The organism is Photorhabdus luminescens subsp. luminescens, from assembly GCF_001083805.1.
In the GTDB taxonomy this organism is placed as follows: domain Bacteria; phylum Pseudomonadota; class Gammaproteobacteria; order Enterobacterales; family Enterobacteriaceae; genus Photorhabdus; species Photorhabdus luminescens.
Map to the genome: position 1 here is coordinate 118,454 of NZ_JXSK01000004.1, position 14,242 is coordinate 132,695.

The window sequence follows — 14,242 nt, forward strand, 5'->3', positions numbered from 1 at the left end:
CGCATAGAGCAATATAATGCGCTCAATTATCATTAAGTTTGATTTTTAAGGAGTTTAAGCTATGGCTGTCACTAAACTGGTTCTGGTAAGACATGGCGAAAGCGAGTGGAACAAAGAGAACCGTTTCACTGGCTGGACTGACGTCGCGTTATCTGAAAAGGGTCGCGCCGAAGCTCAACAAGCAGGGCAACTGTTGAAAGAAGAAGGCTTTGTTTTTGATTTTGCCTACACCTCCGTGCTAAAACGCGCTATCCATACGCTATGGAACATTCTGGATCAGGTTGATCAACAATGGTTGCCAGTTGAAAAAAGCTGGAAACTGAATGAACGCCATTATGGCGCTCTGCAAGGTCTGGATAAATCAGAAACCGCCGCTAAATACGGCGATGATCAAGTTAAACTATGGCGTCGTGGTTTTGCTATCACCCCACCAGATTTAACTAAAGATGATGAACGTTTCCCAGGCCATGATCCACGTTATGCGAACTTGAAACCAGAAGAGTTACCCGTGACTGAAAGCCTGGCAACAACTATCGAACGCGTGATCCCTTACTGGGAAGAAGTTATCAAACCGCGTGTTGCTCAAGGTGAGAAAGTAATTATCGCAGCACACGGTAATTCTTTGCGCGCGTTGGTTAAATATCTGGACGGTATGAGCGAAGAAGCTATTCTTGAGCTGAATATCCCAACAGCAGTACCTTTGGTTTATGAATTCGACGAAAACATGAAACCAATCAAGCATTACTATCTGGGTAACGCTGATGAAATCGCAGCAAAAGCCGCTGCGGTAGCCAACCAAGGTAAGGCAAAGTAATTTCCTTGCTATAAAAAATTGCTGACATCTTATTTCCCAGCAAACATAAAAAAACCGGAGTTGTCGATTCCGGTTTTTTTACATTGGAAAAATGTTATCAGCCACGACGCGCTTTTATTGCCGACGACAATTGACGTAACAAAATTTCAGTGTCAGCCCAACCAATGCAAGCATCAGTAATACTTTTGCCATATACCAATGGCAGGCCGCTGTCCGGGTTCTGATTTCCCTCTTCCAAATGACTTTCTACCATGACACCAATAATTGCTTTCTCCCCAGCGATAAGCTGCCGACTTACATCTGAACACACATCCATCTGCTTTTTAAATTGCTTAGAACTATTAGCATGACTGAAATCAATCATAATCCTTGACGGCAACCCTGCTTTTTCCAGGTCTTGCTTCACGACAGCAACATGTTCAGAACTATAATTCGGCTCTTTACCACCACGCAGGATAATATGACAATCGTTGTTTCCGCTGGTATTCACAATCGCGGAATGTCCCCACTTAGTAACAGAAAGGAAACTATGAGGGGAACCTGCCGCATTAATCGCATCAATGGCGACTTTTATCGTACCATCGGTGCCATTTTTAAAACCAACCGGACAAGAAAGACCAGAAGCCAACTCACGATGGACCTGAGATTCCGTTGTACGAGCGCCAATTGCCCCCCAACTCATCAAATCGGCTAAATACTGCGGAGAAATCATATCCAGATATTCTCCCGCCGCCGGTAGCCCCATGTCATTAATATCCCGCAACAACTGACGAGCTAAACGTAAACCATCATTAATATCAAAACTGTGATTCATATGAGGGTCATTAATTAACCCTTTCCAGCCAATGGTTGTACGCGGTTTCTCAAAATAAACTCGCATGACAACCTCCAGATCCTCTTTCAGCTCCTCACGCAATAGATTCAGCCTCCCGGCATATTCCATTGCTGCTTTAGGATCATGAATAGAACATGGCCCAATCACAACCAGCAGACGATCATCCTCCCCCGTCAGAATTTGATGAATCGTTTTGCGAGCCTTACGTACTGTAAATGCAGCCTTTTCAGTCGCTGGAAATTTTTCAAGTAGTGCCACAGGAGGTAATAATTCTTTTATCTCTTTAATTCTTATATCATCGTTCTGATAATTCATAGCCCTCTCTCATCTAACATCTTTACATATTTAATTAAAACAATCTTGTGATTTTAATCTAACTGTTAGAAGCCAAACTGTAAATATTCTTTGTAGAGAATAAATAAATCAATGCTTAACTCAAGACATAGCAAGATATAGTCAAATGTGGTTAGCTCTATTCTTATGGTTGAAATATCTCTAGAAATGAGAATTATCAAAGTAAATACCTAAAAATATGCCAGAAATCGACAAAACAATTCTCTGGCATAATTAGGAAACTATTTCGTATGAGATAATGGCAAAGAATGATTTTTCTTGGCTGCCTGAATCCACAAACGGGAACCATTAAATGCAATGCCCAAGAGAATCACATACTGCAACGACATTGCCAGAACGCCTTGATGGAAATAGATAACAACGCTTATCACATTGATAACCATCCACACCAGCCAATTTTCAACATATTTGCGAGTCATCAGAACCATTGCCACAATAGATAGCACCGTCATTGTTGAATCCCAGAATGGAAATGCATCAGGCTCCAACATCGGCATCTGAACATTAAAGCCAAATTTTTGCATAATCGTAACGGCAATCTGAGTCAGATAACCAAAGACCCGATCAATATTAAAAGTCATAATGACAATCAATAGCACAGAAATCAGACTAATTATTACCGCCTTATTCAAACTTAACCAACGTATTTTAAGTTCAATCTGCTGCTGATCATTAACCCTGCTCCAAGCATACCAACCATAAATATTTGCCGCAAAGAAGAATAACTGCAACAATAAACTGGCATAAAGTTGAATTTGGAAGAAAATCACAGCAAATAATGTGACATTAATTAGTCCAAACAAATAGTTAATTATCTTCTCCTGACTGGCAAACCAAATACATAACAAACCGGCGATCGTACCTACTGCTTCAATCCACGATAAATCATATCCTCCCTTTCCCAGAGGTATATTGACTAATATATTGTTAATACTGAAAAAATCCATCTGTTATATCCTATTATTATCTACAATAAAATATTACTCTCATTATTCAATTTTCTATTTTAACTGAGTTGCAAAATCAAGCATCCTATTTAAAGGAATCAGCGCCTTTTCCCGCAACTCTTTTGCAACCAATATTTCATGCTGAATTCCTCCCCGTTCCAACCCTTGAACGATAGCTTGTAAGCCATTCATCGCCATCCAGGGACAATGAGCACAACTACGGCAACTCGCGCCTTCTCCAGCCGTAGGGGCTGCAAATAACTGCTTCTCAGGACATGCTTGCTGCATTTTATAAAAGATACCTTTATCTGTTGCCACAATCAGTTTCTGATGCGGCAAAGAGTGCGCTGCTTTGATTAATTGACTGGTCGAACCAACAGCATCAGCCAGATCAATAACAGCTTGTGGCGATTCAGGATGAACTAATACCGCAGCATCAGGATAGAGACCTTTCATCCTTATTAAAGCCTGAGTTTTAAATTCATCATGGACAATACAAGCCCCCTGCCAACAAAGAATATCGGCCCCTGTTTGTTTACGGACATAATTCCCCAAGTGGCGATCGGGCGCCCAAATTATCTTTTTCCCCTGACTATCCAGATAATCGATCAATTCAACAGCAATACTCGAAGTCACAACCCAATCCGCTCGTGCTTTAACTGCTGCCGATGTATTTGCATAAACCACCACGGTACGGTCAGGATTGTCATCACAAAACTTGGTAAATTCTTTTTCAGGGCAACCAAGATCCAGCGAACATTCAGCTTCCAACGTTGGCATTAAAACACGCTTTTCAGGGTTGAGAATTTTGGCGGTTTCTCCCATAAATCGCACACCAGCAACTAATAAAGTAGAGGCTGGATGATTATTGCCAAAACGCGCCATTTCCAATGAATCTGCAACACACCCGCCGGTCTCTTCAGCTAAAGCCTGGATCTCAGGATCGGTGTAATAATGTGCAACCATAACAGCATCTTGCTGTTTCAGAAGGTGTTTAATTTTTTCACGGCAATGTTTTTTTTCATCCTTACTGAGAAGAGCCGGTTTAGGTGGGAATGGGTAAATGGTTGAATTAAAATCAATATACTGGTTCATTATGCTGACTCTCTGTTTAGTATATGGTTTTAAAAAGCAAAATTTTTGGTTTTCAGGCCGAAAAATCGCTCAAATTTGTTTAATATACTAAACAAAATGGCCGATTTATAGCAATTTATCGCGAAATATTTTATCGGTGATAGCTACCTTAAAGGTAAGTTCACATTGAGCAGGGTGCTTAATATCATAACAATTTTCTGTGTATTCATAGCATTATGTAAGAATTGAGCGTTAATCCACTCTACCTCCGCGTTTAATAAAACCCCAAAAAAAACAAATTTGATAAAAAATTAAAAATAAGGAGTCTGTTCTGTGATGTGGTTTAAAATTTTTGTTAACAAATATGTTTTCTAATTTGACAACAAATGTTAATTTTAATACAAATTATGCGACAGATAATTAACATCATGTTATCCTATGACTTACAAATAAACTTATTTAAATTGGAGATAAAATATGAAAATGAAAAAACAAGTACGTAATAACGTTCCTTATCCTTTAAAATCGCACAGAGACAAGTAATATATGATAAAAATTACTGATTTATGCTTTAGTTATAAAAGTAGAGAAATTAAAAAAAATGTTTTTAAAAATATATTTTCATTAAATGAAATCGAAGTGGTTTTATTTGAAAATATAAATATTGAAATACTTGACGATAGCAAGATTATAGGATTACTGGGGAAGAATGGCGCCGGAAAAACAACTTTAATAAAACTGATTTCCGGTATTTTAACTCCAAACTCTGGGAATATTACTGTTTTTGGTATTAATTCAAATGGAAGACCTCTTAATCTTTTATCTAATCTTGGTATCGTTTTTGGCAATAAATCAATGCTTTGGGAGGAGTTATCTCTCTATGAAAATATTGAGCTTTTTTCTAAGATATATAAACGTAATTATGATAAGAATAGTATTGAGAATATGATAGAAATGTTGAACCTTAGAAGTATAGCAAAAAAACCTACAAAAACGTGCTCTTTAGGTCAATCTGTGAAATCTAATTTATTAATACACTTTCTTAATAAACCAAAACTACTGATATTAGATGAACCAACCATCGGATTAGATATATACCCGTCATCTTTCAAGTTGCCTCTTTGTTGGCTGCACTCACTCACCCCGGTCACATAGTTATCTATGCTCCCGGGGATTCGCTCCCTTGCCGTCGCGATGCATCTTGAAATCCATTGGGTATAGAATCACAAATTCTATTGCGTAATATATTAAAAGATTATGCTCAGAATAATGAAAGTAAAATACTCATTACTTCACATAATATGATAGATATTGCGGATGTTTGCAAAGATATTATCTTCTTGAAAAATGGTGAAATATCAAAAATAAATCTAAATAAAAATAACTCGAAAGAAAAGAATGCGCTATATCTAGAAGGACTTTTCTGTGATAATTAAATTTTCTTTTATTGAAACCATTAGAGCGAAGAATATAATATTTGGTTACTTATTTATAATTGTAACATTATATGGGGTTGAACTATCTTTTTGGGATACTATGACAAAATCAAATGGTTTTGTTAACTATACGCATGATGAAATAATAATTTATATATTATGGTCTGTTATTATATTTCAATTGACAAGTATTACCGGATTTCCAGAAAATTTATCGTTCCATATTGAAGATGGTAGTATAGATAGACTCATTATAATGCCAAAATCAATACTATCATATTATTCAGAGTATGCTTTGGGACAAATATTAGCTAGATTATTCATAATGTCACCGTTAATTTTATTTATAATTATATACCAAAAGGACATTCCTAATTTTATATATCTATTTATTTCGTTATGTATAGGATTGTTTATCAACTTGTACTTAACCATGATATTGTCATGTATGGCATTCAAATTTAGAGGCTCATACTCTTTTATCATTATTAAAGATACTTTGTCATGGGTCCTTTCAGGAGCGTTAATACCATTAGACGTATTTGGTGATTCTTTAAAATCAATATTTAATTATATTCCATTTCAATATATTACCTATATTCCAGTTAAAATTGCAACAAATTCAATATCTATTTATTTTATATTTAATGGATTTTTAGTCATGGTGTGTTTAATGATAATTTTTAATTTTATTTGGAATTATATGTTAAAATACAATCAAGGATATAATGGTAATGCTTAAAGTTATACTTATTGGTTTAAAAAGTGGATTGTCAGAAGCAAAAAAAAGCCCATTAAATTTTTGGTTATCCGCTTTTGTTAATTTCAGCTACTATATAGCACAAGCTTTTTTTTGGTATGCTATTCTAAATTCACAATCTTCAGGTTCTATTTTATCTGATGATTTTGTTATTATATTTTTTACTACGGTATGCTTAGTCGATAATTTCTACCTTTTTTTATTTGGAAAAGGCAGCTTATTGCTGGTTAAAAAAGTCAAGTCATTAAAGTTAGAACCTCATTTAGCGTTACCTATAAATACGCAATTTTTATATATCGCTACAAATATTGCATTTGAGCATTTTTTGTTGTCATTCCTATCTTTAGTATTATTTTTTACTGTACATATTTACCTTGGTACTCATATTTTTTTAGTTTTTTTACATTTCATAATGGCATTAGAAGGGGTCTTAATACTTACTTCAATTACATGGATCATAAGGACAACAATATTTTGGACAGCTTCATTAATTAGTATTAAGAACTCAAATCCTTGTTTTAAAGTATTGGTCAGACCTGAACAATCTTTTCATGGTGTAGTTCGTTTTATTTTAATGTTCATACTTCCATGTCTATTTATAACTGGTGTTCCAGCTTCAGTAGCAAGTGGAATAATGAGTATGAAATGGTTTTTTATTCAAACGCTGATCACATTGGTTTTAATTTTTATAGCAAAATTGGTTTTTGATATTGGTGTTAAAAGGTATTCAAAATATATAACGTGATGAAATGAAATTGGAAATTATTTCAGGAAGCCATAGATCGCATTCTAATTCAGGTAAAATTGGTGATTTATTAAATTCACTTGAAATAACTAAAAAAACATTTAAACATACTGAACATTTCCATCTGGGAAATGTAGATATTCCTCTCAGCAATATCATGTGCTTCGTGCCAATCTCATCTGTGACGGACGTTTCATCCCTTATATTGAGCCAGATTATACCGTCGCATAAACAACAAGATTCACAGATACAGCAGGCGTTTTTAAACACTCTGAATAAAGCCGGAATAACCGGCTTTATTCTTACTGCAAACGGCTATAACCACTAGAATTATGCTGCCCTTACGATGTAGTTAAATGCTACGTTGCGAGGCCTATTTTCGTTAGCGGTCGGGACTTGCCTTGATGCATCAATGTCAAAATAGGTAAGATCAGTACTACTGCCGCCATTTGCTGAACGTGTATCTGCCGTAGCATATCGCGACGATGCCATGACCCCACTCACAATAGGCGTCTGGGGAGCACCGCCCATCTGAGCATGTATAGCTTGAGTTGATCCTGTAATATTTCTGATTGCATCTCCCTGCCAAGACAAAAGACCACGACCACCATCAACACCTCGATTATCATCCCATCCGCGAATAAATTCTCCTCTTAAATCAGGTAATCTACCGCTAGGATAAGCCTCCGCTAACTTCGGATACTGTAATTTATTAAAAGGTGAACCATTACAAACGAAATAACCGAAAGGTGGAGTGAGTAACGGCCAGGGAATAGGAGAACCCACAGGTATATTAATCTCTTCACGTAATGAACTTATTACTTCCTGAACAAGTTTTTGTGTAGCCGCCAATGTGTCGCTATTGCCAATCACATTTGTAAGCTGAACAACCCCCTTTTGTGTTAATGAAGCACTGGGAATGTCTGTTGTAATTTTTTGTTCTATCGCTTTATTTAATTGAGCGGTAAGTTTGGCTACATTTCCATCATCCAGAACATCATTGCCAGATCGTGTCGCGATAAAATCAGCGACGACAGATGATATGGTTGACGATTGACGTAACACCTTATTTAACAAGTGTGTGGGAACATTCTCCGGAGAAAATCCTGTCTGCAAACCCGGGTTTTCTTCATATTTTTCTTGACTAATGACATTTGCATTATTACTAATAGAAAAAGCCTTAAAATCATTCTTGTGACTCATATATTTTCCTTAAATTAAATAATGTGATTTTATAATCAACATCTTGAATTACTATAAAAATAATCTCCTACAATTCATGCAAATCAAAGTTTAGTTCAGGAAAAAAATAACACTGTATTCTTATTACTTATAAGGTTAACCGTTTTTGTATCATTGGCAGCAATAAGTAGTTCAACATTTTAGCTTTGAAAATACATTCCCAAATTTATATTTAATATCTGGAAATTATTTTTTTCTTATTTCTTCTATCCCTTCCTATAGTTTCTTATTTTTTAAATTACAGATAGAATCTTATGGCATTTTAACACGAATATCTAAGCAACCGTGTTATGGAATATCATCGGGTTTTCCATATTAATAAAAAACACGTTCATTGTTCTCATTGATACATTTAAGTCGTTAGTCATAAAAAACGTAAAAAGTAAAGCCGGTTACCCGGCTTCAATTACTTGGCTGCTCCGGCCACTCAATATCAGGAGCTTGCAGAATATCGACACGGCTCAATAATACAAAATACTTTTTCCAAGCCATCAATGCTACTTTCTCTGCTTCTGTTGCCATTTCAACATCAACAGTATGTTGCAGTAATGTAACTACTTCATTTGCATGTTGACTCAATGTATTTCGCTGTTGTTCCGCCTGTTCAATCTGACTGGCTTTTACTGAAACTTCATCAACGATCCATTCTTCTCCGGTCCACTTATCAAAATGAGTAGCTGGTTTCTTGAATGTTAGCATATCTGATAATTCACCGATTTCTGTTACCTCAACAGGCAAACGAGTTTCCTTGCTGTAAGCTGTTGTGCCTCGATAATCGGGTACAACTTCCCAATACTTACCATCTTCACTACGACAAACCACTTTATTATCAGAATCTGGAAGCTCTGGCGCATCAATATAGGAACTAGCTGGTAGGCCTACTCCTTCCATTAGATATTCCGGGCGAGCGAAAATGAACTCACGGGAATATGGTGCTGCATGATAAATTGTCAGCCAACCGGCCTTTTCTGCCAACCCATCTTTACCTAATACTGCCACTTTAGATTCTAGAGAATCTTTTTGTTCTGCCATTATGCTGCATGTTGCTCTCACTACGTAATTAAATGCAACGTTTCGGGGACGGGTGACACCAAAAAAATTTACATCTGTAATCCAATTCCCTGCTCCTCCTACTCCTCGTCCATTTACTTTAACATTCTCGGCTGGAACATCCCAATTCAATTCTACTCTATTATTTAGCGAGAAGTTAACAACGCAATTAGGAGGATTATTAATTTCTTGTACTAAATAAGATCCTTCTTGCCAAGACAAAATCCCACGTCCACTATCAGCACCTCGACTATCATCCCAACCACGAATAAACTCGCCCCTTAAATCAGGTAATCTGCCGTCAGGATAAGCTTCTGCTAACTTTGGGTACTGTAACTTATTAAAAAATGCACCATTACAAGTGAGATAACCGATAGGTGGATAGGGCAATGGCCAAGGAATTGGAATACCAATAGGAATATTACTAGCTTCTTTATTTTGCCTATCTATTTCTTCTCTAGAATACGTTCCCACATCTGCCGCATTTAAATTTATATCCTCAGTCAACACCTTACCATTCACTTTTCGACTATTAGGCACTCTGCCATTAATATTTTCATACAGTGAGCTTACTATTTCCTGAGCCAATTTTTGCGTCACTGCCAATGTATCACTGTTACCGACCTCATCAGTCAGTTGAACAACACCTTTTTGTATTAATGAAGCACTAGGAATTTCTGTCGCGAATTTTTGTTCTAACGCTTTATTTAATTGAGCGGTAAGTTTGGCTATATCACCATCATCCAGAATGTCATCACCAGATTGTGTCGCGATAAAATCAGCAATGACTGATGATATTGTTGACGATTGACGTAATACCTTATTTAACAAGTGAGTGGGAACATTATCCGGTGAAAATCCGGTCAGCAACCCCTTACTTTCTTCATATCTTTCCTGACTGACTACATTTGCATTATCACTAATAGAAAAAGCTTTAAAATCATTTTTATGACTCATGTACTTTCTCCTTAAATTAAATAATGTTATTTAATAATCAACACATTGAATTATTGCAAAAAAAATCCTCCTGCAATTCACTCCAATTAAAGTCTAGTTCAGAAAAAGAATGTAGTTCAACATTTTATCATCGAAAATATACTACCAAAATTTATATTTAACATTTGGAAATAATTTTTCTCTTATTCTTTCAATCTCATCCTGTAACCTCTTATGTTTTAAGTGATCATGTTCTGGAATGTCACCGGGTTCCCCGCCTTCATAAAACACACGCTCATTGTTCTCATCTATATATTTAAGTCGCCAGTTCTGAATTCTCTGTTTTCAGAATAAAAAAATAAAGCCAGATTAACCGGCTTTATTCTTACTTCAAGCTACTCCGGCCACTAGAATTATGCTGCCCTCACAACGTAGTTAAATGCAATGTTACGGGGTCTATTTTCATGTGATGTTCTTGCAACATTTGAATTATCAAAATAGATTACATACCCGGTACCTGCAACTAGCTGATAAACGATTGTGCGAGCCGGCCCTTCCGAAAACACACCGCTCGTGCTGTCATGCGGCCGCGTCATCATACCGATGTTATTACCGCCTTCAAGTGCCCCACCTAATTTCTGCATTGTATCTATTTGCCACGAACCACATACACGACCAGGATCAACACCACGGCCATCATCCCATCCCCGAATAAACTCACCTCTTAAATCAGGTAATCTACCGTCAGGATAAGCTTCCGCTAACTTTGGGTACTGTAATTTATTAAAAAATGCACCATTACAAGTGAGGTAACCAACAGGAGGATAAGGCAACGGCCACGGAATAGGAGAACCCGCAGGAATTTCACTGGCAACTTTAATTCGGTTATCTATCTCTTCACGGGTATAAGTATACTTACGTAATGAATTTATTTCTTCCTGAACAAGTTTTTGCGTCACTGCCAATGTATCACTATTGCCAATCACATTTGTAAGTTGAACAACACCTTTTTGTGTTAACGAAGCACTGGGAATATCTGTTGTAATTTTTTGTTCTAATGCTTTATTTAATTGGGCACTAAGTTTAGTTATATTTCCATCATCCAGAACATCATTGCCAGATTGTGCCGCGATAAAATCAGCGACGACAGATGATATGGTTGATGACTGGCGTAACACCTTATTTAGAAAGTGTGTGGGAACATTATCTTGAGGAAATCCAGTCTGTAAACCCTGATTTTCCTCATATTTTTCTTGACTGACTACATTTGCATTATTACTAATAGAAAAAGCTTTAAAATCATTTTTAGGACTCATATATTTTCCTTAAATAAAATAATGTTATTTTATAATCAACATTTTAAATTATTGTAAAAATAATCCCCTGTAATTCATGCTAATCAAAGTCTAGTTCAGGAAAAAAACAATACTGTGTTCTTATTACTTATAAGTTTAACCGTTTTTGTATCATTGGCAGCAATAAGTAGTTCAACATTATGAATTGCTCTAATGACTTTATGTGTGGGTCTTAATCTATCGTAATCCTAACCGGTTTCCCTAGCCGGTACACCTCAAAATTTAAAAAGATAAAGCCGGGCTAACCGGCTTTGTTACTACCTCAGTTTATCCAATATCGGAAACTTGCAAAATATCTACTCTGCTCAACAATACCCGATATTTCTTCCATTCAAATAAAGCGGCTTCTTATATTTCTGGCTTTCAAAGAACATTTCTGTTTATACCCTATGGATTTCAAGATGCATCGCGACGGCAAGGGAAAGAATCCCCGGGAGCATAGATAACTATGTGACCGGGGTGAGCGAGCGCAGCCAACAAAGAGGCAACTTGAAAGATGACGGGTATAGCTATTATGCTGCTCTCACTATGTAATTAAATGCAATATTGCGGGGACGGGTTTCATAACCGCCTGTATTGTTAGCAATTGATGTAACAGTTGCGCCACCTATAACATCCCTACCGAGCGGGTACTGGTATCCGTCTAGAGGTCCTTGATAATTAGAAAGGTATTTTCTTCTCTCATTCCCTTGAGAAAGTTGTATTCTTTTTGTGTTGTCAGTCTGTGCGCTTAAAATAATACGACCACTATCAACACCTCGAGTATCATCCCAACCACGAATAAATTCTCCGCGCAGGTCAGGTAATTTTCCTGTAGGATACGCTAACGCTAATTGTGGGTAAGCTGTTTTATCGAATTCTGCTCCGTTACATTGCAGCCACCCGGCTGGTGGTATAACTGTCGGCCAGGGAACAGGAACACCTACAGGAATATTGTTAACTGCATTAATTAGATTATTAATTTCTTCCTTGGTATATACACCTATATCCCCGGCCTCTAGATTAATGTCAGTAGACAATGTTTTTCCATTCACCCTTCGGCTATTGGGCACTCTATCATTAATATTTTCACGCAATGAATTTATTATTTCCTGGGCTAGCTTTTGAGTAACAGCCAATGTATCACTATTACCCACTACATCTGCAAGCTGAACAATACCTTTCTGTGTTAATGAGGCATTTGGCACTTCCTCTGTGATTTTTTGCTCTAACGCTCTGTTCAATTGAGCAGTGAGTTTAATTATATCACCATCATCTAGAATATTATCGTTAGATTGTGTAGCGATAAAATCAGCCACTACAGATGATATAATTGATGACTGGCGTAAGACTTTATTTAATAAATCAATAGAAATAGTATTAGGTGGAAATCCAGTCAGTAACCCCTCATTTTCTTCGTATTTTTCTTGACTAACTATATTTGCATTATCACTAATAGAAAAAGCCTTAAAATCATTCTTATGACTCATATACTTTCCTCATATTAAATAATGTTATTTTATAATAAACATATTGAATTATTGTAAAAATCCCCTCCTACAATGTACTCCAATTAAAGTTTAGCTCAGAAAAAAATAATGCGATGTTCTTCTTACTTAAAATACTAGCTGTTTTTGTATAATTTCCAGTAATAAATAATTCAACATTTTTAAATTTAAAATATATCTAAAAAATTATAATTTAACATTTGGAAATTATTTTCTCTTATTTTATTATAGTTACTATTAATGCTAGGCTATGTCCCTCAATAGATTGAAATAAGATAATCATCTCCGGCAAATTATGTTATGGCTCGTTACGATCTTTCTATAGCCATAGGATGCCGATAGATCAGAATTTTCGGGATGACAAAATGAACGGTTTGATATCACGCTGAAAATAAAAGATTATATCTGAGATACCAAGCCAACAACCTTAAATCTAAACGAGTTATCTCACATTTGATATTAGCAGAGAATATCTTGCGACACTCTCCGCTAATTTTAAGGTGAACAGCACTGGATACTGTTCTCAATCATCTCGCCAAAACCGACCGAAATATAGTGTCGGTTTATTAACGCTGACTTGTGGAATTCTCTCAGCGCCTGAGAGCAAGCTTTCAGGGCAGAAAATGAAAGTCTTACTATTCTGCGCACTGGAGTTTAATATAGGCTAGGCTAAGCCTTTTTATATAGTTAACTCTTAAGTCCCATTTGGGTGTAGTTACAAGAGAGGATTCTTATTCGACCCAACCTCCACTTCAATTTCTGCGTTTAAATAGCCGGCGAGATTGGTAGCTGTAACTTTATAGTAGTAAATAAGGTTAGGAGGCGGTATCAGTATTTCACTTCTGCCGGGGTAGATCTCTATAGAACTATACAAAGTATAATCTCCGACTAAGGATGCCCAGTAGCCACTCACTTTAACTAGCGCTAAGCTAACGTTTTTTATCGTTATATGAGGTTGATGAGCAGGAACTAATATACTGCCATTCTTATAAATATCAAGAGTCTGATTAGGGTTTATATATACTCGTGCCATTTTATTGTTTCCTTATTATTACGGTTATTTGACTGTCTACATAGCATATGACCTTATCGGTTAAATTTAACTTAGCATTTACTACAAGCAGTTAAATATTGAACTTTATCAGTGATGTAAAAATAATAAGATAACCTCAAAGCCATATCAATATTAAATGATTTGTAGGAAGAA

Annotated in this window: 12 protein-coding genes and 3 pseudogenes; 6 read left to right on the forward strand and 9 right to left on the reverse strand. The window is 36.3% G+C overall.

Translation table 11 applies throughout. The annotated features are described in order from the left end of the window. Window positions 1-61 precede the first annotated feature (61 nt). Window positions 62-814, forward strand: coding sequence for a 2,3-diphosphoglycerate-dependent phosphoglycerate mutase (gene gpmA / locus TI10_RS11555; RefSeq protein WP_049583514.1), 753 nt, complete (start codon window positions 62-64; stop codon window positions 812-814). 97 nt (window positions 815-911) lie between these two features. Here gpmA and aroG read toward each other — a convergent pair whose 3' ends face one another. The 3 genes from aroG to nadA form a co-directional block, all read right to left on the reverse strand. Further along, the gene (gene aroG / locus TI10_RS11560; protein ID WP_049583515.1) at window positions 912-1,964 is read right to left on the reverse strand and encodes a 3-deoxy-7-phosphoheptulonate synthase AroG; all 1,053 of its coding nucleotides are present in this window, start codon (window positions 1,962-1,964) and stop codon (window positions 912-914) included. A 260-nt stretch (window positions 1,965-2,224) separates the two neighbouring features. Beyond that, window positions 2,225-2,950, reverse strand: a complete 726-nt coding sequence (gene pnuC, locus TI10_RS11565) for a nicotinamide riboside transporter PnuC (RefSeq protein WP_049583516.1) — start codon at window positions 2,948-2,950, stop codon at window positions 2,225-2,227. 54 nt (window positions 2,951-3,004) lie between these two features. Then, the gene (nadA, locus tag TI10_RS11570; protein WP_049583517.1) at window positions 3,005-4,045 is read right to left on the reverse strand and encodes a quinolinate synthase NadA; all 1,041 of its coding nucleotides are present in this window, start codon (window positions 4,043-4,045) and stop codon (window positions 3,005-3,007) included. 525 nt (window positions 4,046-4,570) lie between these two features. On the opposite strand from nadA, the gene TI10_RS11575 reads away from it, so the two are divergent. The 4 genes from TI10_RS11575 to TI10_RS25970 all read left to right on the forward strand — a co-directional run bounded on the left by TI10_RS11575 (window position 4,571) and on the right by TI10_RS25970 (window position 7,293). After that, window positions 4,571-5,179: an ATP-binding cassette domain-containing protein gene (locus TI10_RS11575; protein ID WP_244161577.1), complete on the forward strand. Its 609-nt coding sequence runs from the start codon at window positions 4,571-4,573 to the stop codon at window positions 5,177-5,179. Between the two features lie 270 nt (window positions 5,180-5,449). Continuing rightward, window positions 5,450-6,202, forward strand: a complete 753-nt coding sequence (locus TI10_RS11585) for an ABC-2 family transporter protein (protein ID WP_049583519.1) — start codon at window positions 5,450-5,452, stop codon at window positions 6,200-6,202. Then, window positions 6,195-6,965 carry an ABC-2 family transporter protein gene (locus tag TI10_RS11590; RefSeq protein ID WP_049583520.1) on the forward strand — a complete coding sequence of 257 codons (771 nt, stop codon included), beginning with the start codon at window positions 6,195-6,197 and terminating at the stop codon, window positions 6,963-6,965. Before TI10_RS11585 ends, TI10_RS11590 begins: the two co-directional genes overlap by 8 nt. A gap of 4 nt (window positions 6,966-6,969) precedes the next feature. After that, the gene (locus tag TI10_RS25970) at window positions 6,970-7,293 is read left to right on the forward strand and encodes an NADPH-dependent FMN reductase family protein (protein ID WP_049583521.1); all 324 of its coding nucleotides are present in this window, start codon (window positions 6,970-6,972) and stop codon (window positions 7,291-7,293) included. Window positions 7,294-7,295: 2 nt separating this feature from the next. Here TI10_RS25970 and TI10_RS11600 read toward each other — a convergent pair whose 3' ends face one another. The 6 genes and pseudogenes from TI10_RS11600 to TI10_RS11615 all read right to left on the reverse strand — a co-directional run bounded on the left by TI10_RS11600 (window position 7,296) and on the right by TI10_RS11615 (window position 13,017). Next, window positions 7,296-8,168 carry a phage tail protein gene (locus tag TI10_RS11600; RefSeq protein ID WP_049583522.1) on the reverse strand — a complete coding sequence of 291 codons (873 nt, stop codon included), beginning with the start codon at window positions 8,166-8,168 and terminating at the stop codon, window positions 7,296-7,298. Between the two features lie 441 nt (window positions 8,169-8,609). Continuing rightward, window positions 8,610-9,239 carry a tail fiber assembly protein gene (locus TI10_RS24445; protein WP_080985049.1) on the reverse strand — a complete coding sequence of 210 codons (630 nt, stop codon included), beginning with the start codon at window positions 9,237-9,239 and terminating at the stop codon, window positions 8,610-8,612. Between the two features lie 224 nt (window positions 9,240-9,463). Further along, window positions 9,464-10,214: pseudogene (locus tag TI10_RS11605) on the reverse strand (phage tail protein); the annotation flags it as partial. Between the two features lie 392 nt (window positions 10,215-10,606). Beyond that, window positions 10,607-11,509, reverse strand: a complete 903-nt coding sequence (locus tag TI10_RS11610; RefSeq protein ID WP_049583523.1) for a tail fiber protein — start codon at window positions 11,507-11,509, stop codon at window positions 10,607-10,609. A gap of 306 nt (window positions 11,510-11,815) precedes the next feature. After that, a pseudogene (locus TI10_RS26645) lies at window positions 11,816-11,884 on the reverse strand (tail fiber assembly protein); the annotation flags it as partial. 176 nt (window positions 11,885-12,060) lie between these two features. Beyond that, window positions 12,061-13,017 carry a tail fiber protein gene (locus TI10_RS11615; RefSeq protein ID WP_049583524.1) on the reverse strand — a complete coding sequence of 319 codons (957 nt, stop codon included), beginning with the start codon at window positions 13,015-13,017 and terminating at the stop codon, window positions 12,061-12,063. A gap of 396 nt (window positions 13,018-13,413) precedes the next feature. Between TI10_RS11615 and TI10_RS25975 the strand changes: the two are divergent. Continuing rightward, window positions 13,414-13,605 (forward strand): annotated as a pseudogene (locus TI10_RS25975) (IS4 family transposase); the annotation flags it as partial. Between the last annotated feature and the right edge of the window lie 637 nt (window positions 13,606-14,242).